The organism is Devosia sp., assembly GCF_028290435.1.
In the GTDB taxonomy this organism is placed as follows: domain Bacteria; phylum Pseudomonadota; class Alphaproteobacteria; order Rhizobiales; family Devosiaceae; genus Devosia.
In genome coordinates this window covers 39,778-62,618 of record NZ_JAQGJV010000006.1, presented here as the reverse complement: position 1 = coordinate 62,618, position 22,841 = coordinate 39,778, and the positions used below count along the sequence as shown (strand labels likewise).

The window sequence follows — 22,841 nt, the reverse complement described above, 5'->3', positions numbered from 1 at the left end:
CAACATCCAACATTGTAATTTGTCGAACGCGCTTTCTCGAAAAAATAGCCCATTTGGCGGCAGGCTCTGGCGTAGCTGAAGTATTATTGACGGGGATCAAATGACAACGTAAGCATTCAAAGCTTCCGCCGTCCAGAACTCGGGACGCGGGCATGGAAGTCGCGTTCGCGTCGCAATCGGGGGAACAAAATGGCAAGCCGTTTCCGCATCCTGACGCCGGATGCGCAATATGCCGACGACGCCGAAATCGAGCGCAGCACCGCGGGTAGCGACGTCAGTTGGGACATTTTCCGCGAACGCGTCGACAGCAAGCGGGTGCCGGACACGGTCTTTGCCGCCGCAGATGCCATCATCGTCTGGCATGAAGTGCCAGTCGACATTGATCTGGTTCGGCGAATACCCAACTGCCGCATCATCGTGCGTGCCGGCGTGGGGTTCGATCACATCGATCTTAAGGCGACGGGCGAGGCCGGCATTCCGGTTGCCAACACTCCGGACTATGGCACCAGCGAGGTTGCCGACCACGCCATTGCGCTAATGCTGGCGCTGTGTCGCGGCATTACGACATTCCATGAATTGCTCCAGATCGACCCCGTGCTGAACTTCGATTCCGGGCGCGCCCCCCTGGTGCGCCGCATTCGCGGGCGCATTTTCGGCATTGTGGGGCTGGGCAGGATCGGCATCGCGACGGCGGCCCGCGCCAAGGCATTTGGGATGCATGTCATCGCCTATGATCCATATGCCCCTGCGGGCATGGAAATCGCCGCTGGCGTCGAGCGCGTCGATGACCTTGCTAGCCTGTTGTCGCGCAGCGACGTGGTTAGCCTCCACTGTCCGCTGACCGATGAAACCCGCGACATGATCGATGCGCGCGCGCTCGGACTGATGAAGCGCGACGCAGTGCTGATCAACACCGCCCGGGGCGCCATCGTCGATATCCCCGCGCTGATTGCCGCAGTAGCGACGCGGCAGATCGGCGGCGCCGGGATCGACGTGTTGCCGGTGGAGCCGCCATTGCCCGGCGATGCCTTCGCGCTTGCCTATCGCGATCTCGCGGCCAGCAATCTCAAGCATCGCTTCATCGTGACGCCCCACGCCGCCTGGTCGAGCCCCGAGAGCCGCGCCGATGCCCGACGGCTATCGGTGCAAACTGCGATGATGTATCTGCGCGACGGCAGGCTGCGTAACCTGGTCAATGGCGACTACCTGCGCGATCGGCGGAAGTTCGCGTAGCGATCGGGCATGGAATCGAGCATTTCCAAGTAGGCCGCCGGCCTTGACGCCGAGAGTGAGGACGCCCGTCTCTGCCCGAAGCCAGCGGCCCCTCAAAGCCCGTCGAACGTCCATTGGCCCGAGCTGATGTGTGGGCGCCTCGCCGAAGGGAAGCTGTCAACTGAGCGGCGTGTGCGTCGCTTTCCCGGTAATGTGACATTGGCTTGACAAGCGATGCCGGATGGTTTTTCATCACTGTAAGGAAAGTTACCAGACGGTCCAGTGATGATGCAAATTCTTGCCGGCAGTCCCAGATTGCTACGCAACCTCAACGAGAAAGCGGTGCTCCAGCGCCTCCTCTCCGAGGGCGCATTGACCCGCATGGAACTCGAGGCCTTTACGGGGCTGTCCAAACCTACAATGTCCGACTTGCTGCGCCGGCTCGAGGCCGTCAGCCTCATCCGCCGCGATGGCGAAAAGGCCGGCACCTATGGCCCCAAGGCGGGCCTGTGGACCCTGCACCAGGAAGCGTCTTACGTCGCGGGTATTGACGTCGGCACCCATGGCATCGACGCCGCGATTGCCGATATCTCCGGCAATGTCATCGGCAGCTTCCAGCACGCTGGCAGCCCTGGGGAGCGCTACGACGCGCATGAGCGCCTCACCACGGTCCTCGATCGGGTCACCAGGGAAGCTGGCATCGCTATCAAGGATATCGACCAGTTGGTGGTCGGCCTTCCGGGCATTGTAGACCTTACCGCCGGCAACCTGCGGCGCGGTCAGCAGCTCCCCAACTGGGAGAGGTATCACATCCCCGAAGCGCTGCAGGGGGTGCTTGGCCACCGCCACGTGATCATCGAAAACGACGTGAACCTCGTGGCCATCGAGGAGATGGCCTATGGGGCGGCGACCGCGGTGCAGTCATTCATCCTGCTCTGGATCAGCGACGGCGTCGGTGCCGGCGCGGTGATCGGCGGAAGGCTGATCCACGGCTCGACCGGTACGGCGGGCGAGCTGGGCGGTGCCATGGTGCCGGATCGCTTCGCCAGGCCGGGCGAGACGGTGCAGATGGCGCTGGTCGAGGACCTGCTCAACATCGAGGCGATCGAAGCGCTGGTCAACCGACATGGCCTTCGCGGCGATGACGGCATCGATGCGATCCGGCGCGCTGCGCTGGGTGACCGGCACGGGGAATTCTTCGCCGAGCTCGGCTATCGCGTGGCGGCCGCGCTCACCGGCGCCATCGGCATTCTCGACCCGGAAATGGTCGTCTTGGGCGGCAGTGTCGGCCGCGCTGGCGGCAAACCGCTCTGCGACAGCGTAACCGACGTCTTGCGCCGCCTCCCCATCGCCATTCCACAGATTGTCCCGACCGCCGTCAGCAGCAATGCCGTGCGGGCGGGAGCCGTAGAACTCGCGCTCGAGCATGCTCGGGAACGTGTGTTCACGGGAGGCAGCGCTGCACGCGGCCTCCCGTGAGGAGATTGGACCACCCTTGATGATGAAGCAGCCTTTCCCCGGAGACAGATATGCACATCGACCCCCTGCCTAAGAAGCCCTTATCGCGCTGGCTTGGACGTTTGCACACAAGCCTGCGCGCCGTTGCCCTTGGTGCGCTGGCCAGCGTTTCGGCCTTCGCCGTCACCGCCCCGGCTTTGGCCGAGGTGCCGCTCGACCAGCTCGTGCGCATCGTTGCCGAAGGCGGCAACAGCTTCACGCGCACCTTCAATCCGTTCTCGCCGACGGCCCGCTGGGTCAGCACTCGCACTATGTACGAACCGCTGATGATCCAGAACTACGCCACCGGCAAGCTCGACCCCTGGCTGGCCAGCGGCTACGAGTGGTCGGCCGATGCCCTGAGCCTGACGGTCACCCTGCGCGATGACGTCAAATGGTCGGACGGCCAGCCATTCAGTGCCGACGACGTGGCCTTCACCTTCAACCTGATGAAGGCCAATGCCGGTCTGATCGGTCCCGCCGCCGGCGCGTTCGACCAGTATCTGAAGAGCGTCGAGGCGGTCGATGCCAAGACGGTGAAGTTCACCTTCTCGACCACCTATACGCCCGGCCTCTATTCGCTGGTCGACCAGTTCATCGTCCCCCAGCATGTCTGGAAGGACGTTACCGACCCGGTGACTTTTGAGAACCCAGATCCAGTTGCCACCGGTCCTTTTACCACCATCGACGCCTTCGGCACCGATCGCTACCAGGTGACGCAGAATCCGAACTACTGGCAGAAGCTGAACATCCAGGGCGTCTTCATCCAGGGCTTCAACGGCAATGACCAGGTCAGTGCCGCGACGCTCTCGGGCAACCTGGACTGGGGCGGGTTGGTGCCCGATCCTGACACCACATTCGTGGCACTGGATCCCGAACACTTCGGCTATTGGTGGCCGCGCACCTCGGTGGTGTTGCTTCAGGCCAATACCACGGTTGGCGCCCTTGCCGATCCAGTGGTCCGCAAAGCCATGAGCCTGGCGCTCGATCGTCAGCGCATGATCAATACGGGTGTCTGGGGCAAGTCCGTGCCCGCCAATGCCACCGGCCTGCCCGAAGGCCCGTTCAAGGACTGGATCGACCCCAAGGTCGTGGAAGAGGGCTCCAGTTGGGTCAATATCGATCCCGATGCCGCCAACAAGATGCTCGACGACGCTGGCTACGCCAAGGGCGGTGATGGCATCCGTGTGGGCAAGGACGGCGCACCGATGAAGTACGACATCATCGTGCCCTCGGGCTGGAACGACTGGGTATCGGCCAGCCAGATCGTCGCGGAAAACCTCAAGGACATCGGTATCGACGTCACCCTGCGCACCACCACGGCGGATAGCTGGACCAACTCTACCTTCACCGGCCAGTTCCAGCTCTCGCTCGGCAGCGCGCAGCGCACCGCCACTCCGTTCGAGTTCTATCGCAACAACATGGCCACCACGTCGGTCAAGCCCGTTGGCACGGCGTCGCCGAACAACCAGCAGCGCTATGGCGATCCCAAGGTCGACGCATTGCTGGCCAAGTTTGCCGCCTCCACCGATGCGACCGAGCAGAAAGCCGTCATCGCCGAGCTTGAAGCGATGTTCTCGGCGGCGGCACCGGCCATCCCGCTCTACGAACAGCCCGACTGGGGTCTCTACAATACGCGCCGCTTCACCGGCTTCCCCACCGAGCAGGATCAGTATGCGCCGCTCAGCCTGCAGATGACCAACGGTCCGCTGCTGGTCTGGCCGCACCTGGAACGGCGCGCGGAATAACCCCACCCTGACCCCAAGCCCACGGAGCTCCCGCACGCGGGAGCTCCACCTCCCGGAGGCCAAGTGATGCTCTACATTGCGAAGCGATTGGCGTTTTACCTCTTGGCGGCGTTCGTCGCCATCACCGTCAACTTCTTCCTGCCGCGCCTCACCCCCGGCGATCCGGCCTCGACCATCGTGGCCACCTATTCGACCACGCTCAACGAAGCTTCGCTGAACGCACTCAAGGCCGCCTATGGCCTCACTGACGAGCCGCTGTTCACCCAATACGTCACCTATCTGGGCAACATCCTGCACGGCGATTTTGGCCGCTCGCTCTCCAATTTCCCCGCGCCGGTGACCGCCATCATCTCGGCTGGCTTTGGCTGGTCGATCCTGCTCGGGCTGACCTCCGTGCTCATCAGTTTCGTCTTGGGATCGGCACTAGGCGCGCTTGCGGCCTGGCGGCGCGGTGGGCTGTTCGACAAGCTGGCGCCGCCGGTGCTGCTGTTTCTCGGCTCGTTCCCCTACTTCTTCCTCGCCCTGCTGCTGTTCTACCTGTTCTGCTTTAAGCTGCAGTGGTTCCCGATGGGCAATGCCTATTCGAGCGTCAACCCGCCGCCCTTCACCCTCAACGGCATTGGCGATGTCCTCTTCCACCTGATCGCCCCGGCCTTCACCATCGTGCTGGTGTCGCTCGGGCCGTGGACACTCAACATGCGCAACGCCATGATCGGCGTGCTCAGCGAGGATTACCTGACCCTGGCCGAAGCCAAGGGGCTGAAACCGCGCCGCGTGCTGTTCGCCCATGCCGTGCGCACCGCGCTGCTGCCCAATGTCACCGCGCTCGGCGCCGCCATCGGCGGGGTATTCTCAGGCCAGTTGCTCACCGAGATCGTCTTCACCTATCCGGGCCTCGGCTATTCGCTGATGCGCGCCGTGAGTTCGGTGGATTACCCGCTGATGCAGGCGCTGTTCCTTATCATCACCTTGTCGGTGCTCGTCGCCAACTTCGTGGTCGACACTGTCTACGTGCTGCTCGATCCGCGCGTTCGCACCGGGCAGGAGGCCTGACGCCATGGCGCTCTACGACACCCTCGCCGGCGCCCGTCGCAAGGCCTTTGGCTCCATTCCCGTCACCGTCGGTGCGGTAATCCTTGTGATCCTCGTCGGCTCCTCGGCGCTGGCGCAGTGGATCGCCCCCTACAATCCCAAGCGCGCCACCGGCGGGATCAACGAGTTCCCCTCGCTGAAGCACCTGTTCGGCACTACGGGGCAGGGACAGGACGTGCTCAGCCAGTTCCTCTATGGCGGCCAGAACACGCTGTGGATTGCCTTCACCATCGCGGTGCTCACCACTCTGCTGGCACTGATCGTGGCGCTCACCGCCGCCTATTTTCGCGGTTGGGTCGACGATGTGCTGACGCTGGTCACCAATGTCTTCCTCGTCATCCCCAGCCTGCCGCTGATTGTCGTCCTCGCCGCCTTCCTGCCCCCCGGGCCGCTGACCATGATCATGGTGCTCACCATAACTGGCTGGGCCTTTGGGGCGCGTCTGTTCCGCTCGCAGGCCCTCAGCCTGCGGGAACGCGAGTTCATCGCCGCGGCCGAGGATGTGGGCGAACGTCGCTGGCGCATCGTCGCCATCGAGCTGCTGCCCAATATGGGCTCGGTCGTCGCCGCCTATTTCGTCAATCAGGTGATCTTCGCCATCACCGCCCAAGCCTCGTTGGAATTTCTCGGGCTCGGCGATGGCGGCCAGGTGACCTGGGGCTCGATGCTGTTCTGGGCGCAGAACACCTCGGCGCTGATCCGGGGCGCCTGGTGGACTTTCGTGGTCCCTGGAATGGCCATCGCCCTCACCGCCTTTTCGCTGGCGCTGATCAACAACGCCGTCGACGAACTGGGCAATCCGCGCCTCCGCGCCGACCGGCTGCTGCGCCGTGCCGGCGTCCGCAAACCGAGCGCCTCGCTCATGACCCCGGTGAAGCGCAATGCCTGACATCACGCCCGCCCTCGAAATCGTCGATCTCTGCGTCGGTTACGCTGGCGAAACCGGCATGGTCCCGGCCGTCAACCGCGTCTCGTTCAGCATCGCGCCGGGCGAGTTCATGGGCCTGGCCGGAGAGTCGGGCTGCGGCAAGTCGACCATCGCCCAATCGATCCTGCGCCTGCTGCGTGCGCCCGGCATCATCACTGGCGGTGATATTCACATCGCCGGCCACGACATGCTGACCTCCGACGACGCCAAGGTCCGAGAGTTACGCTGGCGCACCGCCTCGATCGTGCTGCAGAACTCGCTGACCTCGCTCAATCCGGTCAAGGCCATCAAATGGCAGTTGCAGGAAGTGCTGGATCGCGGCGGCGGCAGCAAGACGCCGACCGAACTGCTGGAAATGGTCGATATCGACGCCAAGCGCCTCAATGCCTTCCCGCATGAATTGTCGGGTGGCCAGCGCCAGCGCGTGGTCATCGCCATGGCGCTCGCGCTGTCACCGCAACTCGTCATTCTGGATGAGCCCACGACCGCGCTAGACGTCATCGTCCAGCAGGAGATTTTCGTCACGGTGAAGGCGCTGCAAAAGCAGATGGGCTTTGCCGTGCTGCTCATCACCCACGACCTGCCGTTGCTGTTCGACGTCGCCGATCGCATCGCCGTGATGAAAGATGGCAAAATCGTCGAAACCGCCACGGTCGACGCCTTCCGCCGGCATCAGGATCATCCATATTCCCGCACACTGCTGTCGGCGACCCCGCGCGTCGATTTCGCCACCCCCGATGTCATCCGCCCCAAAGACGTGGCCCATCCGGTGCTCGAAACCGCTCATCTGGTCAAAGCCTATGGCACCAATCCGCTGACTGGCCGCTCCATGCTCGTCGCTATCAACGACGTCTCCTTCCGCCTCGCCCCGCGCGAGATCGTTGCGCTGGTCGGCGCCTCGGGCAGCGGCAAGTCGACCTTCGGCCGCATGGTCACCGGCCTCACCGGGCCCACTTCCGGCGATATCGTGGTCGATGGCCACACCCCGGTTCCCGTCTCGCGCCGCAGGAAGAGCACGCCGCGCGCAGCCCAAATGGTGTTTCAGGATGTCTACGGCTCACTCAATCCGCTCCACACCATCGGCCACCACCTGCGCCGTGCCGTGATCTCTGCGCCGCAAAGGGAGAAGGTGGATGTCGAAGCCCGCGTTGCGGCCCTGCTCACCGAAGTCGGCCTGACGCCGCCTGCCAGCTACCTCGACCGGCGCCCGCACGAACTCAGTGGTGGCCAGCGCCAGCGCGTCGGCCTCGCCCGCGCTCTGGCGGCTTCCCCTAAGCTGCTGGTCGCCGACGAGCCGGTATCGATGCTCGACGTCTCGATCCGCCGCGAGATCCTCAATCTCATCGCCCGCCTTCGCGATGAGCAGGGCGTCGCGGTGCTTTACATCACCCACGATGTGGTGAGCGCCGGCTATATCGCCGACCGCATTGCGGTGATGCATCGCGGCCAGATCGTCGAGGAGGGCCCTACCAAGGCCGTCCTCATGCACCCCCAGCACGAATACACGCGCCGCCTCATCGCCGCAGTTCCCGGTGGCTTGGGCCTGCCCGACGGCCACACGCACAATCACCTGACAGAAGCCACACCATGACCACCACAATCCCCGAAATCCGCGTCGGCATCGATGGCCGGAAATTCCCGCGCGCCGCCGAACTGGGGCCGATCAAGCTGCTGGAGCGTTGCGCCGAGCTGGACCATGCGGGCGTGTTTTTCCGCACCGTCCTCGACGTGTCGCCCAGCCTCGACCGGGGTTTCCTCGCTGCCGTCAAGCAGCGCGCCGAAGAGCTTGGGCTCTACCTCGAAATGGGGCTAGGCAAGATCAATCCCTACAATACCCCCGAGGCACCCGAAGTGCGCGAGGTCGGCAAGGGCGACTATTTGTTCGGCATGACGCGGATGATTGAGGCCACCACCGAAATCGGCTGTACGGCGCTCTGGGGCGACACCGCCAATTACCAGCGTCACGACTGGGGCCTCCACGCCATCGATCGATACCGCACCGATGTGGACTGGTCCGACCAGCTCGACGCTACCCGCAAATTCCTGCTCAAGCTCAAGCCGGTGCTGGCCGACCATAGCGCCGTCATCGCCGTCGAAACGCATGAGGAAATCACCACCACCGAGATCGTCCAGCTCATCGAGCAGGTCGGCGCCGATACACTCGGCGTCACCCTCGATCTGGCCAATGTGGTGGTGCGCGGCGAAGACCCGGTGGCCGCGACGAGACGCCTCGCGCCATATGTGAAAAAGACCCATATGCGCGACATCGTGCTGTTCGCCCGCCCGCATGGACTGGAGCGGCAGACACGCGCCTGTGGCGATGGCGTCATCGACTGGCAGGCGGTGCTTGGCGCCCTGTTCGATGCCGGCAGCTATCCCAACTTCACCATCGAAAATGTCTGGGGCTCCGACAAGAACCAGATCCCGCTGTTTGATCCGGACTGGCAGGCTCGCCAGCCTGACGCCGTGCTCGGGGAAATCCTCGAGCTGATCCGCCTCTCTCGCGTCTTCGAGGACGGCGTGCGCGCCGGCACGATGATCGCGCCCGACGACTATTTTTCCACCAACCCGAGCCTTGATGAACTCGAAGGCTTCGTTACCCGCAGTGGCGCGACCCTCAGGGCCGCTGCCGATGCCCTGCGGGCCCGGATTTAGAAAGGAGCAATGCCCATTATGTCTTACCCGCTCAAAGTGCTGGTAGTCGAAGCGCATCCCGACGAGGCGGAAATGTATAGCGGTGGCACCATGCGCCGCCTCGCCGATCGCGGTGTCGCCGTCAAGTTCATGTCGCTCACCAATGGCGATGCCGGCCACTACCAGATGGACCGCGAGCCGCTAAAGCGTCGCCGCGCCCGCGAGGCCTATACCGCCGCCCGTCATCTCGGCGTGCTCGACTACGAGATTCTCGACATCCATGATGGCGAGCTGATGCCAGATCTCGCCATGCGCACCGCGGTGATCTCGTCGATCCGCCGCTGGCAGGCCGACGTGGTCATCACCTTCAACGACGAATGCCCCGGCCATCTCGATAACCGCGCCGCCGGCCGCATCGTGCGCGAGGCTTCGGGCTTCTGCACCAATGGCAATATCTGCCCTGAAGTGCCGCCCCTGGCCCAGGCGCCGATCTGCCTCAAGATGATCGACTACGGTTCGCTCGACGTGCACCAGCATGACGTCGTCGTCGATGTCGGCCCCTCGATCGACGCCAAGCTCAAGGCCTGTGCAGCGCACGCGACGCAGTTTTACGAGTTCGCGCCGTTTGAGCGCGGCTTCGTGGACGAAGCTCCCACGATCGGCGACTGGGCGGCCGAACGCGCCTTCATCCTGAAATACTGGCCCGAGTTCATGTATGCGCTGCCGGCGATGAGCGGTGGGCACCAGTTCGCCGAAAGCTTCCAGCTCGCCGATTATGGCCGCAAGACCAGCGTAGAGGAGGTGCTGCAGCTCTTCGCCCTGTGATGCAGGACGCAGCGGCCGCTGCCTGCGACGCAAAGTCCGCTGCATCGTCGCGGAAATGCCTTATGCTGGCCCGCGATGACGAGCCCGCGCCAGGATATCCACAATTCCGACACTCCCCTGCTCTGCCGTAGCTGCGAAACGCGGCATCAGGGCATGTGCGGGGTGTTGAATCCCCAAGAGCTGGTGGAGCTGGCTCGCCACACGCACAAATCGCGTCATGATGAAGGCGCCGAGCTGATTGGCGACAGCACTGAAATCCACAGCTACGCTAATGTCATGCGCGGCGTCGTCAAGCTGAGCAAGACACTGGAGGACGGGCGCCAGCAGGTGGTGGGCTTGCAGTTCGCGCCCGACTTTCTTGGCCGGCTGTTTGGCCATGAAAATTTGACCAATGCGCAGGCGGCCTCACCGGTCGAGCTTTGCGTGGTGCCTAGACTTGCGCTTGAACGGATGATGGCGGCCAATCCGGCGCTGGAGAATCGGTTGCTGCGGCAGACGTTGCGGGAGCTCGACGAGGCGCGGGACTGGATGGTGACGCTGGGCCGCAAGACCGCCAGCGAGAAGGTGGCGAGCTTCCTTTGGCTCATCGCCACTCATCTGGACCCGGCTGGCGAGCCCAGCGAGGGTGCAGAGTTCGACCTGCCGCTCAGCCGCGCCGATATTGGCGATTTTCTTGGCCTCACCATCGAGACGGTATCGCGCCACATGAGCGAGCTGCGGCAGGCGGGCATCATCGCGATCACGCATAGCCGGCATATCGAAGTGCCCGATCTGGAGGCGCTGCGAAACTGCTGCGGCTAACCGGCTAGGTGGGTGCCGCAAAGCCACGCTTGGTCAGTAGTGCGGCAATTTGCGGGTCGCGACCGCGGAACAGGCGATAGGCCTCGGCGTAGTCGCGCGAGCCGCCGGCGGAGTAGATGAACTTGAACAGCCGGTCGGCGGTCACCGGATCGAAGGGGTCGCCGGTTTCCTCAAAGGCGCCGAAGCCGTCGGCGTCGAGCACTTCGGACCACAGATAGCTGTAATAGCCGGCCGCATAGCCGTCGCCGGTGAACAGGTGCAGGAAGTGCGTGCTGGCGTGGCGCAGCGCGATTTCGCGGGGCATGCCGATGCGGTCCAAAGTTCGGTGTTCGAGGGCGGTGACGTCCATCTCGCCCGCCGTCGGGTCGGAGTGGTAATCCATGTCGAGAATAGCGGAGGAGACGAATTCGACCGTTTCGAAGCCGGTATTGGCCTGGCGGGCCAGTTTCATGCGATCGATCAGATCCTGCGGGATGGGCTCACCGGTGCGGTAATGCACCAGCCGTTCCAGCACGGGCTTTTGTTCCAGCCAATGCTCATAAAGCTGGGAGGGCAGCTCGACAAAGTCGCGCACCACGCTGGTGCCGGAAATGCGCGGATAGGTCACGTCCGACAAGAGCCCATGCAGGCCGTGGCCGAATTCGTGGAACACAGTGCGGGCTTCATCCAGCGAGAGCAAAGCGGGCTCGCCGGCGGGCGGCTTTAGGAAGTTGCAGGTGTTGACGATGAGCGGCAGCACGGTGCCGTCCAGCTTTTCCTGGTCGCGGAACGAGGTCATCCACGCGCCGCTGCGCTTGCTCGGGCGGGCGAAGAAATCGCCATAGAAGACGCCAATCTGGCGGCCGTTGCGCAGCGCCACCCAGGTGCGCACGTCGTCATGATAGACCGGGATGTCGGTGCGGGGTTCGAAGGTCAGGCCAAACAGGCGGCCGGCCGTGTACATGGCGGCTTCGATGACGCGGTCGAGTTCGAGATAGGGCTTGATTTCGGTCTCGTCGAAATCGTAGCGGGCGAGGCGAAGCTGTTCGGCGTAGTAGCGCCAGTCCCAGGCTTCGAGCGCGAAGTCGTTGCCCTCATCGGTGATCAATTGCTGCAGCGCCTCGCGATCCTCCATGGCGCGCTGGCGGCCGGGTTCCCAGACCTGTTCGAGCAGGTCGCGGGCGGCGTCCGGGGTTTTGGCCATGCTGTCGGCGAGCTTGAAATGGGCGTAGCTGGGATAGCCCAGTAATTGTGCCAGCTCGCTGCGTAGCCGCAGGACTTCGGCCAGCACGGCGCTGTTGTCATTCTCGTTGCCATTGGCGCCGCGCTTGACGAAGACGCGCCAGACCTTTTCGCGCACGCTGCGGTCGCGGGCGAAATGCAGCACCGGCTCGACGCTGGAGCGCGAGGTGGTGACGGCATAGGGGGCGTTGACGGAGCGATCCTTGGCGGTCCCGGCGGCCGCTGCGCGGGCGAAGTCGGGCAGTCCGTCCGTTTCGGCTTCGGACAGGGCAAAAATGGTATTCTGCTCATCGGCCAGCACGTTCTGGCCGAACTGGGTGCCCAGCACCGCGAGGCGTTCGACAATCTCGCCAAAGCGGGCGCGGTCGCCCTCGGTCAGGTTGGCGCCAGCGCGGACAAAGTCGAGGTGATAGCGTTCAAGGACGCGGAGGGCTTCGGGATCAAGGCCGAGCGTCGCGCGGTTCTTGTAGAGGCCGTCCACCCGCGCGAACAGTTTCGCGTCGAGATAGATCGCGTTCCAATGGCGCGCCAGCAGCGGGGAAATTTGCCGCTCGACAGCTTGCAGCGCCTCATTGGTATTGGCCGACGCAAGCTGGGAGAACACCGTGTCGACCCGCTTGAGCAAGATGCCGCTGCGCTCCAGCGCGGCGATGGTATTGTCGAAATCGGGCGCTGCAGGGGAAGCCGTAATGGCCGTAATGTCTTGCCGATGCGCGTCGAGGGCTGCGAGATAGGCGGGTTCGAAGTGTTCGGTGGCAATCTCCGCGAATGGCGGCGCCTCGAAGGGTGTGGTCCAGGCGGTCAGCAATGGGTTATTCATGGGCGTCCTGCTTGAGTGCAATTCCGGCGACAGCGCGCATCAAATTAGCGCAGAAATCGCAGGAGCCTAGGCTAAAAGGTGTCTGGAGAGATTTCATGGCAAAACGCATGTCGAAGACCCTGGCCATAGAAATTGCCGATCGTACGCTGGCGGTGGTCAATCCGCAGAACCGGGCCATCGCGCTGGATGCGGCGCTGCGGCGGCACGGGTTTACGCCATCGGCCGCGGCGCCACCGAGCGAATTGCTGGAGCGATCGGGTCTCGCTGGCTGGTTGCTGGCGACCTACGCAGCGCAGGGTTAGGGGCGCGGGTCGCCGATCATCTGTTGTTCGAACCAGCGTCGCAGTAGGTGCATGGTGCGGTTGGAGCGATCATTGCGCCAGGCGAGGAACCAGCTGCCTTGCCGCTTGGTCATGCCCAAAGGTGCGATGAGGCGGCCTTGTTCGAGCGCATCCCAGACGGCGGGGCCGGGACCGATGGCGACGCCGAGACCGGCTTCGGCGGCCTGCACGCTGAAAGAGAGCGCGTCGTACCAGATGGTTTCGCGCGGCGGCAGGGTGACGCGGGCCTCGCGGGACCAGTTGGTCCACATATCGGGCGGCCAGCGGATGTCCAGCCGTGGCAGGCTCCAGAGGAATTCTGGCGTCGGTTCGCGGTCACGCACCAGCATGGGACTGACCACCGGGCCGAAGGTTTCGGGGGCTACAGCGGTGACGGTCATGCCGGGAATGTTCAGCAGCGGTCCCACGCCGACATAGACGTCGATCGAGCGATCGGCGGGATTGATCTCGCGCGTCCAGGTGGTGAGGCGCACCGACATGCCGCCCAGGGCCGCTTCCAGGCTTTGCAGTCGCGGCACCAGCCAGCGCAGTAGGAACGTGTCCGGCGCGGTCAGCATGATGGTCGCCTGGCTGTGCGTGGTGTGCAGATGTTCGGTGCCGCGGGTGATCGAGGCAAAGGCCTCGGTGATCGTGGCGGCGAAGGTGGCAGCCGCTGGCGTCAGCTTCATCGAGCGGTTGCCGCGCTCGAACAGGGCAATGCCGAATTCTTCTTCCAGATTCTTGATATGCCTGCTGACGGCGCCACTGGAGACGCGCAGTTCCTCGGCGGCCTTGCGCACGCTGCCAAGGCGGGCCGCGACCTCGAAGGCCCGCAAGGCATTGAGCAGATGCAGCATCGAAAAATCCATCAGGAAAAGTCAACTGAACAGAGCAATAGTATGCTGTTGTCCAAAGCGGGTCCAGCCTAGGATTTCCCTTGTCTGCGGGGCACAGGATGCGCACTGGCCGGGGTTTTCTCGGCGAGCGTGGTCGCTGTCATGATGCAGCTTATTGAAACAATAGTAGTGCGAGTGCAGCGGCGTGTCCAATCCTTCTCATCGCGTGATCATCGATTGCGATCCCGGCCATGACGACATGGCCGCCATCCTGCTGGCCGCCTGGCATGACAGCATCCAGATCGAAGCCATCACCACTGTGTGTGGGAATGCCTCTCTCGACAACACCACCAACAATGCCCTGCGCATCGTCGCGGCTTTTGGATTGGACATTCCGGTCTATAGCGGCGCCGTGCAGCCGCTGTTGCATCGCTATGAATTCCCCGCGGCATTCCACGGCCCGAGCGGGCTGGACAGCGCCGGTGTGGACCTGCCCCAGACCAGCCGACAGGCTGAGAAGGGCCATGCGGTCGAGGCGATCATTCGCACCGTCGATGCGCATCCGGGCGAAATCACCGTGGTGGTCATCGGCCCGATGACCAATCTGGCCCTGGTTTTCGCGCTGCGGCCCGATCTGGCGAGCAAGATCAAGCAGGTCGTGTTCATGGGCGGCTCGGCCGGCGAGGGCAATGTCACTCCTTCTGCCGAATTCAACATCTGGGCCGATGCGGAGGCTGCGCGCATCGTGTTCCGCTCGGGCGTCAGGCTCGTGATGTTCGGGCTCAACGCCACCCACCAGACGCTGTTGCGGCGGCAGGATGTTGCCGCCGTCCGTGCGGCCCGTCCGGGCGCCAACGTGGTGGCCGATATCATGGATTTCTACTGCGGCACCTATTACCGCTTCGCCGGCGCCGATAAGCCGGGCGCGCCGCTGCACGATCCCTGCGCCATCGCCTATCTGATCGATCCGAGCCTGTTCACCATTGCCCAATTGCCGGGCGACGTGATCGTCGGCGATGCCGAGACTTATGGGCAGACGCTGATCGACCTGCGCCCGCAGGACCCCGCGCATGACCAGCGCGTCAAGAATGTCGGCGTGGCGATGCAGGCCGATGCGCCCCGCTTCGCCGCCCTCGTGACCGAGGCCCTGATCTGGGCCGCCGGCAGGATTTCCAACTAAGTCCGATCTCTCCAGCCAATAGGTGCCCCGTGAAGACTATGAAGATCGCCATCGTCGCCGGCCTGGTTGCCAGCATGCTTGCCGGCACCGCAATGGCGCAGGACAAGACGCTCAATATGATCGTGATCGAGGGTGGTGACACCACGGCCATGCAGGCGGTGGCCGATGCCTATACGGCGACCCATCCGGGCGTCACCATCAAGCTGCAGCCCTATCCGTTCGCGCAGTTCTTCCAGGTGGCCGAGCTGCGCCTGCGCTCCAAGGATGCCGGTGTCGATCTGGTCTATGTCGATGCGCCGCTGGTGGCGAGCTACGCCTCGCGCGGCTTCCTGTCGCCGGTCGATGCGGGCATCAGCACTGCGGACCTCGTGACCAGCGCGCTGGATGCCGGCAAATATGACGGCAAGCAATTTGCCCTGCCGATCAACAATTCGGCGCAGGTGATGTTCTACAACAAGGCGCTGTTCGCGGCGGCCGGTATCACCCCGCCCGACGGGCTGACTGCGGGCGCGACCGCCAGCCAGGCGCAGGTGGACGAGCTGGCTTCGGCCAAGCGCTGGACCTGGGAGCAGGTCGCCGATGCGGCGCGGAAGCTGACGGTCAAGGAAGGTGGGCGCACCACCACTTACGGCTTCACCGTCGAGCAGTTCGGCGAGCTCTATCAGTTGCAGCCGTTTGGCGAGTCGCTGGGCACCGATGTGATCGGGCCGGACGGCTATACGGCCAAGGGTTATCTCGATAGCGAAGCCTGGACCAAGGCGGCGACCTATTGGGCCAATCTCTACAATGAATGGGGCGTCAGCCCCAAGAGCCTGGGCTATGGCGAAGCGGCGCAATTGTTCGGCAATGGCAAGCTGGCCATGCTCGCAGGCGGTACCTGGAACCTGCCGGGGCTGACCGCAAGCGGTGTCGATTTCGGCGTGGCACCCTACCCCTATTTCGAGGGCGGCAAAGTTCTGACGCCAACCGGCAGCTGGTATGTCGGCGTGAATGCCGGCTCGGCCAACCAAGCGGAAGCCTTCGATTTCGCCAGCTATCTGACGACCTCGGCGGAAGGCACCAAGACGTGGTTCGACAAGCTGCAGCAATTGCCGACCTATAAGCCGCTGCTCGACGAGATCAGCACGGGCGCCGAATTCGACGCCTTCCCGAACGACGTGTTCCGCCTGGGCGTCTATGACTCGCTCAACACCGCCAAGGCTCGTCCGGTGACTGCCGCCTACGGCCAGTTGCAGGATGCGTTCCGCACGGCTTTTGTCGACATTGCCAACGGCGTGCCGGTTGCCGATGCTCTGGCGAGCGCGGTGCAGAAGTTCGAAGCCGCCGCGGCCCGCGTTGCCCCCTGATATGAACGCGCGATCCCGGCTGCCCCCGGGGTCGCGCTTACCGGAAAACGGCATGACCCAATCTCGGACACCAGTTCTGCTGATCATACTGCTGCTGGTCCCCGCTTTGATCGGGCTTGTCGTTTTCCGGCTCTATCCCATCGCTCTGGCGGTCAATGACAGCTTCTTCAACGTGCTGCGCGGCAACTCGGTCTTTGTCGGGTTCGACAATTACGTGGCGCTGCTGACCGATTCCGCATTCTGGAATTCGCTCAAGGTCACACTCTGGTTCAACCTCCTCATCAACCCGATCCAGATCGCTTTGGCGCTGGGGCTGGCGCTGCTTTATGTGCAGAATTTCAAGGGCGTCAGCGTCTATCGCGTGCTGTTTCTCATTCCCATCGGGGTGTCGCTGCCGACTGCGGTGATCATCTGGCGCATCATGTTGAGCCAGGACGGGCTGGTGAATGGCGTCATCGGGATTGCGGGCGTGCCGGCGCAACCCTGGCTGACGGCGGAATCGCTGGCGCTCTATTCGATCATCGCCATCGCCACCTGGAAGGGCATTTCCTACTGGATGATCTTCATCATCGGCGGGCTGCAAAATATCTCGCCCGAGATCTACGACGCGGCGCGGATCGATGGCGTCAAGGCGTGGCAGCGGCTGATCTTCATCACCATTCCGCTGTTGCGGCCGACGCTGCTGTTCGTGCTGGTGGCCGATGTGTCGATCAATTTCCTGCTGTTCGCGCCCATTTTCATGCTGACCCAGGGTGGTCCGGCCGGTTCCACCAATGTGCTGATGTACGAGGCCTATAAATCCGGTTTCGTATTCGGCGACATGGGCCGGGCCATGGCCATCATCGTGGTGGTGGTGGCGATCCTGTTGGTCATCGTCGGGCTGCAGTTCAAACTGCTCTCGGGCCGCAAGGAGGCACGCTGATGGCTGCGACTACCGCTCGTCGCGGCGTTGGGCTGGGCCTGCGTCATCTGGCCTATGCGGTCATCGCCTTCATTTTCGTACTGCCGCTGTGGTGGGCGATCGTGTCGTCGCTGCGGCCTAACGGGGAGGTGTTCGCCGATATCTTTCCGTTCACCGCCAAGGCGCTGCTGCCTTCGCCATTCACGCTCGAGGCCTATAGCGGCATTTTCGAGCGCGGTTTCGGCATGATCATCGGCAACACCATGCTGGTGGCGCTGATCACCATGGTGGCGGGGCTGATCGTCAACGGCGCAGCGGGTTTTGCCTTCGCCATGTTTCAGTTCAGGGGCAAGACCATTATCCTGACGCTGATCATCATCAGCTTCATGCTGCCATTCGAGGCCATCGCGCTGCCGCTTTATACGGTGACCCAGCAATTGGGCTGGCTCGACAATATTGCGGCGCTGATCGTGCCCAGCGTGGCCAACGGGTTGGCGGTGTTCCTGTTCTATCAATTCTTCAGCCAGGTGCCCAAGGACTATGCCGAAGCCGCGCGGCTGGATGGCGTGAGCTGGCTCAATATCCTCTTGCGCATCTATGTGCCGCTGTCGGTGCCCACCTGCATCAGCGCGGCTCTGCTGCTGTTCATCTTCCAGTGGGAGGCGTTCCTGTGGCCGCTGTTGGCCATGCCGAGCCAGCAGTTCAAGGTCATCCAGGTCGGCATGGCGGCGTTCCAGCAGCAGTACCAGACCATCTGGAACCAGCTGTTCGCCGTGTCGGTGATCACCGCGCTCATTCCCATCGCCCTGCTGCTGCCGTTGCAGCGCTATTATGTCCAGGGGCTCGCTGGCGCGGGCATCAAAGGTTAAGAGAACATCATGTCCGGCCTGACCCTCACAGACGTCAAAAAATCCTTCGACAAGACCCCGATCATCCACGGTGTCGATCTTGAGATCGCGAACGGTGAATTCGTGGTGTTCGTGGGGCCATCCGGTTGCGGTAAGTCCACACTGCTTCGGATGATCGCGGGGCTGGAAGAGGTCAGCAGCGGCAGCATCGCCATCGGTGGGCGCCATGTGACCGAGCTCGATCCGGCGCAGCGCCGGGTGGCCATGGTGTTCCAGTCCTATGCGCTCTATCCGCATATGAGCGTGGCCGACAATATCGGCTTCGGGCTGCGCATGAACGGCATGCCCAAGGCCGAGGTGCAGCGCAAGGTCGATGAGGCCGCCGCGATCCTGCATCTGGGCGAATTGCTGGCGCGCAAGCCCAAGCAGCTTTCGGGCGGGCAGCGGCAGCGCGTCGCCATCGGTCGCGCCATCGTGCGCAATCCGGAAGTGTTTTTGTTCGATGAGCCGCTGAGCAATCTGGATGCCGAATTGCGGGTGCAGATGCGGCTCGAGATCGCGCGGCTGCACGAGCAGCTCGGCGCCACGATGATTTATGTGACCCATGATCAGGTCGAGGCAATGACCCTGGCCGACAAGATCGTGGTGTTGCGCGCCGGGCGGGTGGAGCAGGTCGGCACGCCGCTCGATCTGTATGACCAGCCGGACAACATGTTCGTGGCCGGCTTTATCGGCTCGCCGCGGATGAATTTTCTGCGCGCTGAAGTGAAAAACGGCGCGGTGGTGCTGCCCGATTTCGGCGACGTCGCCGTGCCGTTGCCGCTGGTCGAGATGCCGAAGCCGGATGCGGAGCTGCTGCTGGGCATTCGGCCCGAGCATTTTTCACCAGCCGGCAGCGTGCGGCTCGGGGTGATGGTCGATCTGGTCGAACATCTGGGCGGTGCGTCCTATGCCTACGGGCAGTCTGGCGGGGCGCAGCCGCTGACCATCGAATTGCGCGATAGCCGTACTGTGGAGGCCGGTGCGCGGCTGGATATCGGGTTCGATCCGGCCCGCGCCTTTCTGTTCGACGCTATGAGCGGCGGGCGCCTGCGATAGGCGTCAGCCCAGCAGGCGCGCCAGGCGGAATGGCGTCAGGTCGATGATGCTGCTGGCTCCGGTCATGATCTGGGCGACGGCTTCGCCAATGGCGGCCGAGTGCTTGAAGCCATGGCCGGAACAGGGCGACACCACTAGAACGTTTGGCTGATCGGGATGACGATCGATGACGAAGATGCTGTCGGCGGTGGCGGTGTAGATGCACGTCGTGGTGCGGGCGGCATGGGCGGAAACGCCTGCCAGGCGACCGACCACATGGGTCCGATGCATACGCGCTGAGTCAGCGGCGGGAACGGCACGGTCGATGGCGTTGGGATTGGAGGCGGCGCCATAGAACTCGTCGGCAGTTTTCATCGTCGCGCCATCGAGCGAGGGGAAACCGTAGAAGGAGCCATCCTCATCATCGCCGTGGGGCCACATGAAAACCGGTGACCGTCCCCAGTCGTCCAGTGCTGCGGGCGCGATGTCGAACCAGTGCATCACCTGGCGCGTCGGCTTGAGGACGCGGGCAAACGGCTCGCCGAGCAATTGCCCGGCCCAAGGCCCAGCCGAGACCGCAACCTGAGCGGCCAGAATATCGCCGTGCGTGGTGACGATGCGCACGCTGTCGCCCTGTTGCGCAATCGCGAGCACTTCGGTCCCGAGCAGGGCGGTGGCGCCATGGCGTTCCGCCAATTGCAGATTGGCTGCGACGCAGGCCTCGACGCGCAGATAGCCGCCGCCGGGCTCGAAATATCCCACCTCGTCGTCATCCGGCGTGAAGTTCGGATAGCGGTGGCGGATTTCGGCCGCCGAGAGGACTTCGTGGGCGATCCCGAAGCGCTGCGCCGCCACGATGCTGCGATCGAGGAAGCTGGTGCGGCCCGGGCGCTCAGCCGGGTCATCGGGCCGCCCTATGATCAGGCTGCCGATTTCGTGCAGCAGCGAAGCGCCGGTTTGCCCTTCGATTTCGCGCCAGAGCTCATGCGAGCGGATGGCGAGCGGCACATAGGCCTCGCCCTCGCCGATAGCCCGCCTGGTGATGCGGGTTTCGCCGTGCGTCGAGCCCTGGTTGTGGGGTGGCGCGAAGCGATCGATGCCGATGACCTTGGCGCCGCTCCTGGCCAGTTGATAGAGGCTGGCGCTACCCATCGCGCCGAGGCCTACAATGGCAAAATCGTAGTGTTCTGCTCTCACGCCGGTTGCACGAGATTGGCCAGCAGCCGGAAGGCGCCAGGCACCAGGCGATCCAACTGATGATGCAGCACGAGGCTGGTATGGGTATGCCGGCCCTTGCCGACGGGCGCGGAAATCAGCGCGCCCATCAGTGGCTTTTCGCCGGCATCGTGCATGGCAAGCAGAGGCTCATAGGCGTTGTCCCAATCGGAAGCGAAATAGAGACCGCGTTCCTTGTCCCAGCCGGCCCAGTCGTCGGGACCAACGACGTTGGGGCCGGTCAGCAGTTTGTGCTCGGGCGCGAGGATATCCACCGGCGCGGTGGGGTCAGTGACGCGCCAACGCAGGGATGGTGAGCCGATGACGACGCGGCGTGGCGGGGTAGTGTCAGGTGTCCAGCTGTCCGACGGGCGGTGGTAAAGGGTCAGCAGGTGACCGCCCGCCTCGACCCAGCTGCGCAGCTTGCCGGTGGCGGCCGCGAGGTCGGGCCGGACGCCGAAAGCCAGCGTGCCGACGACGATAGTGGTCAGCTCGGACAGATCGCTGGCCAGGGCCGTCGAATCGAGATCGATGACGTCGAGGCCCATGGCGCGGAGCCAGAGACCGACGCGGTCACTGCCGCCGCCGACATAGCCGATGCGTGTCCCTTCGGGCAGCGTCAGGTCCAGCGCCAGCACGTTGAGCGCCTGCGCAGTGACGAACTGCGTGCGGCCGATATGCGGATAGGCGATCGAGGTCTGGCGATAGGCCTGGCGGCCGTCCAGCATCAAGGGCAGGCGATAGAGGCCGTCGGGGAGTGGCGATGTGGGGCTAATGGCGAAGCCCGCTTCGCTGCGCGTGATACCCCAGCCGGTGGGAGCAATCAGCACGGCATTGGTCATGGGTGAGGCGGAGCGAACGGCGACCTGTAATGGTTCAGCCAAACGGCGCGATCCCAGGATAATGGTTTCGGGCACCAGCGCTACCGATTGGGCCGGGCCGATGCTGAAGGGCTCCTCCAGATCGAGGCTGCCGCGCACGTTCCGGCCGCCGATGCTTGCTTGGATTTCAACGCTGAGTTCGCCATTGCCGCCCAGGCTGGCGAAGGCCGGCGCGTAGAGGCCGCTGAGCGGCGCCTGGGAATTGACGGAGATAGGGTAGGAGAGGATGCCATCGCCCGTTGTGGCGGCGCCGATATGCATCGGGCCCCTGGCAATCGGCGTCACCGAAATTGGTTCTAGCCCGACACCGATCTTCAACGTGGCGCTGCCGCCGGGCGCAGGGCGGTGGGGCTCGGCCCAAGCGATCGGGGCGATGCCAGCCGCGAGCAGCAGGGCGGCGTCGATCTCTGTGCGTTTGAGGGCAAGCCGATGAGCGTGCGGGGCGAGCGTCTCGTCCTCGGCGATGATGTCAAGCGCGTCGGCCGCGGCAATGAGTGCTGCGGTGATCGCGGGGCGGTCGGGAAAGGCGCGCAATGCGGCGTCGATCCCCGACTGGGCCGTGCGAAGGGGGGCGGCGTGGAGGCCGGGTAGCAGCTCGGCGAGCTCGCCCAGGGTTGCGGGCAGGTTCTGGCGAATATCGCTTTCAGCACCAACCGGGCCGCGCGCCAGATGGAGCGGCCACTCGGTCTTGGACACGATTTTCCAGCGGCCCATGCCCTGGCTGGCGTGATAGGCGCGGGACCATTCGCCGATTTCATCAAAGGCCGCTCCGGTCGGCATATCCAGGCCGGGCGCCATGACGCGCACGCTGGCAGTGGGCGGCGGCACTTCATCATCGTAGGTATCGCCACCGCCGGACCACGCGGGCAGGTAATATTTAGTAACGGACCAGGGATCGAGCCCCGGGGTCAGATAGGCTGGATCTGCAGCGAGCGCGATGGCGACTTCGGCCGCTTCGGTCATGGCGCGGTGGTGGCCATGCTGGCCGGGAACGTCGAGGAATGTGGGGATGACGATATCGGGCCTGTCGCGCCGATAGGCGATCACCAGGCGCTCGATGATGCGGTCGCGCCCCCAGCGTGCCAGAGTGTCGGCACCGTTCTTGGAGAAGCCGAAATCGTGGACCGGATCGTCCGGGCCGTGGCCCAGCCAGGCGATATCGGCATCGAGAACGCGGGCCGCCTCCTCCATCTCTCGGGTGCGCACGACGCCCAAGGCGCCGGAGCGTTCGGGGCCAAGACCGTTCTGGCCCCCTTCGCCGCGCGTCGAGCAGGCGACGATAATGCGCATGCCGTAGTCGAAACGCATTGCCGCCAGCATGCCCGATTGTTCGTCGTCCGGATGGGCGCCGGTATTCATCACCGTCAGCGTCGAGGTCAGCCTGGTGAGGGCCCGATGCAGTTCGACGAGGAGGGGACGGGATTTCTGGCGGGCAAGGCGCTCGTTGGCGGTCAACATA

General features: G+C 64.0%; 19 protein-coding genes. 15 read left to right on the top strand and 4 right to left on the bottom strand.

Annotated elements, in window-relative coordinates; translation table 11 throughout:
* Positions 1-189 precede the first annotated feature (189 nt).
* The 9 genes from JWP26_RS01415 (at position 190) to JWP26_RS01375 (ending at position 10,737) form a co-directional block, all read left to right on the top strand.
* On the top strand, positions 190-1,233 hold the full coding sequence (locus tag JWP26_RS01415) for a C-terminal binding protein (protein WP_299722357.1): 1,044 nt from the start codon (positions 190-192) through the stop codon (positions 1,231-1,233).
* A 321-nt stretch (positions 1,234-1,554) separates the two neighbouring features.
* Positions 1,555-2,691, top strand: coding sequence for an ROK family protein (locus tag JWP26_RS01410; RefSeq protein ID WP_299722355.1), 1,137 nt, complete (start codon positions 1,555-1,557; stop codon positions 2,689-2,691).
* A gap of 50 nt (positions 2,692-2,741) precedes the next feature.
* Entirely contained in the window at positions 2,742-4,457 is a 1,716-nt protein-coding gene (locus tag JWP26_RS01405) for an ABC transporter substrate-binding protein (RefSeq protein WP_299722353.1), read from the top strand.
* Positions 4,458-4,523: 66 nt separating this feature from the next.
* On the top strand, positions 4,524-5,510 hold the full coding sequence (locus JWP26_RS01400) for an ABC transporter permease (protein ID WP_299722351.1): 987 nt from the start codon (positions 4,524-4,526) through the stop codon (positions 5,508-5,510).
* 4 nt (positions 5,511-5,514) lie between these two features.
* Complete coding sequence (locus tag JWP26_RS01395; RefSeq protein ID WP_299722348.1) at positions 5,515-6,438, top strand: ABC transporter permease; 924 nt, start codon at positions 5,515-5,517, stop codon at positions 6,436-6,438.
* A complete protein-coding gene (locus tag JWP26_RS01390; protein ID WP_299722345.1) occupies positions 6,431-8,068 on the top strand; it encodes an ABC transporter ATP-binding protein in 1,638 nt (545 codons plus the stop codon). Before JWP26_RS01395 ends, JWP26_RS01390 begins: the two co-directional genes overlap by 8 nt.
* A complete protein-coding gene (locus JWP26_RS01385) occupies positions 8,065-9,132 on the top strand; it encodes a sugar phosphate isomerase/epimerase (protein ID WP_299722342.1) in 1,068 nt (355 codons plus the stop codon). The genes JWP26_RS01390 and JWP26_RS01385 overlap by 4 nt, the downstream gene beginning before the upstream one ends.
* 18 nt (positions 9,133-9,150) lie before the next feature.
* The gene (locus JWP26_RS01380) at positions 9,151-9,936 is read left to right on the top strand and encodes a PIG-L family deacetylase (protein WP_299722340.1); all 786 of its coding nucleotides are present in this window, start codon (positions 9,151-9,153) and stop codon (positions 9,934-9,936) included.
* A 75-nt stretch (positions 9,937-10,011) separates the two neighbouring features.
* Positions 10,012-10,737, top strand: a complete 726-nt coding sequence (locus JWP26_RS01375; RefSeq protein WP_299722337.1) for a Crp/Fnr family transcriptional regulator — start codon at positions 10,012-10,014, stop codon at positions 10,735-10,737.
* 4 nt (positions 10,738-10,741) lie between these two features.
* Here the strand turns inward: JWP26_RS01375 and JWP26_RS01370 are convergent, their stop codons facing one another.
* Positions 10,742-12,778, bottom strand: a complete 2,037-nt coding sequence (locus JWP26_RS01370) for a M3 family metallopeptidase (protein ID WP_299722334.1) — start codon at positions 12,776-12,778, stop codon at positions 10,742-10,744.
* 95 nt (positions 12,779-12,873) lie between these two features.
* Here JWP26_RS01370 and JWP26_RS01365 point away from each other — a divergent pair, with 95 nt between their 5' ends.
* On the top strand, positions 12,874-13,080 hold the full coding sequence (locus tag JWP26_RS01365; RefSeq protein WP_299722331.1) for a hypothetical protein: 207 nt from the start codon (positions 12,874-12,876) through the stop codon (positions 13,078-13,080).
* On the opposite strand, the gene JWP26_RS01360 is transcribed toward JWP26_RS01365, so the two are convergent.
* The gene (locus tag JWP26_RS01360; RefSeq protein ID WP_299722328.1) at positions 13,077-13,955 is read right to left on the bottom strand and encodes a LysR family transcriptional regulator; all 879 of its coding nucleotides are present in this window, start codon (positions 13,953-13,955) and stop codon (positions 13,077-13,079) included. The two genes, JWP26_RS01365 and JWP26_RS01360, sit on opposite strands and share 4 nt — an antisense overlap.
* 184 nt (positions 13,956-14,139) lie before the next feature.
* On the opposite strand from JWP26_RS01360, the gene JWP26_RS01355 reads away from it, so the two are divergent.
* The 5 genes from JWP26_RS01355 to JWP26_RS01335 are packed head-to-tail and all read left to right on the top strand — an operon-like array spanning position 14,140 to position 19,307.
* On the top strand, positions 14,140-15,114 hold the full coding sequence (locus tag JWP26_RS01355; RefSeq protein ID WP_299722325.1) for a nucleoside hydrolase: 975 nt from the start codon (positions 14,140-14,142) through the stop codon (positions 15,112-15,114).
* Positions 15,115-15,152: 38 nt separating this feature from the next.
* Positions 15,153-16,460 carry an extracellular solute-binding protein gene (locus tag JWP26_RS01350; RefSeq protein WP_299722440.1) on the top strand — a complete coding sequence of 436 codons (1,308 nt, stop codon included), beginning with the start codon at positions 15,153-15,155 and terminating at the stop codon, positions 16,458-16,460.
* 52 nt (positions 16,461-16,512) lie between these two features.
* A complete protein-coding gene (locus tag JWP26_RS01345; RefSeq protein ID WP_299722323.1) occupies positions 16,513-17,382 on the top strand; it encodes a carbohydrate ABC transporter permease in 870 nt (289 codons plus the stop codon).
* Positions 17,382-18,230: a carbohydrate ABC transporter permease gene (locus JWP26_RS01340; protein ID WP_299722320.1), complete on the top strand. Its 849-nt coding sequence runs from the start codon at positions 17,382-17,384 to the stop codon at positions 18,228-18,230. Before JWP26_RS01345 ends, JWP26_RS01340 begins: the two co-directional genes overlap by 1 nt.
* Positions 18,231-18,239: 9 nt before the next feature.
* Positions 18,240-19,307 carry an ABC transporter ATP-binding protein gene (locus JWP26_RS01335; RefSeq protein ID WP_299722318.1) on the top strand — a complete coding sequence of 356 codons (1,068 nt, stop codon included), beginning with the start codon at positions 18,240-18,242 and terminating at the stop codon, positions 19,305-19,307.
* Positions 19,308-19,310: 3 nt separating this feature from the next.
* On the opposite strand, the gene solA is transcribed toward JWP26_RS01335, so the two are convergent.
* The gene (solA, locus tag JWP26_RS01330; protein ID WP_299722315.1) at positions 19,311-20,483 is read right to left on the bottom strand and encodes an N-methyl-L-tryptophan oxidase; all 1,173 of its coding nucleotides are present in this window, start codon (positions 20,481-20,483) and stop codon (positions 19,311-19,313) included.
* Positions 20,480-22,840, bottom strand: coding sequence for a PIG-L family deacetylase (locus JWP26_RS01325; RefSeq protein ID WP_299722312.1), 2,361 nt, complete (start codon positions 22,838-22,840; stop codon positions 20,480-20,482). The genes solA and JWP26_RS01325 overlap by 4 nt, the downstream gene beginning before the upstream one ends.
* Position 22,841 lies beyond the last annotated feature (1 nt).

Coding starts and splice junctions, on each gene's coding strand:
- JWP26_RS01415 (WP_299722357.1), top strand. CDS start 190: ATGGCAAGCCGTTTCCGCATCCTGACGCCGGATGCGCAATATGCCGAC.
- JWP26_RS01405 (WP_299722353.1), top strand. CDS start 2,742: ATGCACATCGACCCCCTGCCTAAGAAGCCCTTATCGCGCTGGCTTGGA.
- JWP26_RS01400 (WP_299722351.1), top strand. CDS start 4,524: ATGCTCTACATTGCGAAGCGATTGGCGTTTTACCTCTTGGCGGCGTTC.
- JWP26_RS01395 (WP_299722348.1), top strand. CDS start 5,515: ATGGCGCTCTACGACACCCTCGCCGGCGCCCGTCGCAAGGCCTTTGGC.
- JWP26_RS01390 (WP_299722345.1), top strand. CDS start 6,431: ATGCCTGACATCACGCCCGCCCTCGAAATCGTCGATCTCTGCGTCGGT.
- JWP26_RS01385 (WP_299722342.1), top strand. CDS start 8,065: ATGACCACCACAATCCCCGAAATCCGCGTCGGCATCGATGGCCGGAAA.
- JWP26_RS01380 (WP_299722340.1), top strand. CDS start 9,151: ATGTCTTACCCGCTCAAAGTGCTGGTAGTCGAAGCGCATCCCGACGAG.
- JWP26_RS01375 (WP_299722337.1), top strand. CDS start 10,012: ATGACGAGCCCGCGCCAGGATATCCACAATTCCGACACTCCCCTGCTC.
- JWP26_RS01370 (WP_299722334.1), bottom strand. CDS start 12,778: ATGAATAACCCATTGCTGACCGCCTGGACCACACCCTTCGAGGCGCCG.
- JWP26_RS01365 (WP_299722331.1), top strand. CDS start 12,874: ATGGCAAAACGCATGTCGAAGACCCTGGCCATAGAAATTGCCGATCGT.
- JWP26_RS01360 (WP_299722328.1), bottom strand. CDS start 13,955: ATGCTGCATCTGCTCAATGCCTTGCGGGCCTTCGAGGTCGCGGCCCGC.
- JWP26_RS01350 (WP_299722440.1), top strand. CDS start 15,153: ATGAAGATCGCCATCGTCGCCGGCCTGGTTGCCAGCATGCTTGCCGGC.
- JWP26_RS01345 (WP_299722323.1), top strand. CDS start 16,513: ATGACCCAATCTCGGACACCAGTTCTGCTGATCATACTGCTGCTGGTC.
- JWP26_RS01340 (WP_299722320.1), top strand. CDS start 17,382: ATGGCTGCGACTACCGCTCGTCGCGGCGTTGGGCTGGGCCTGCGTCAT.
- JWP26_RS01335 (WP_299722318.1), top strand. CDS start 18,240: ATGTCCGGCCTGACCCTCACAGACGTCAAAAAATCCTTCGACAAGACC.
- JWP26_RS01325 (WP_299722312.1), bottom strand. CDS start 22,840: ATGTTGACCGCCAACGAGCGCCTTGCCCGCCAGAAATCCCGTCCCCTC.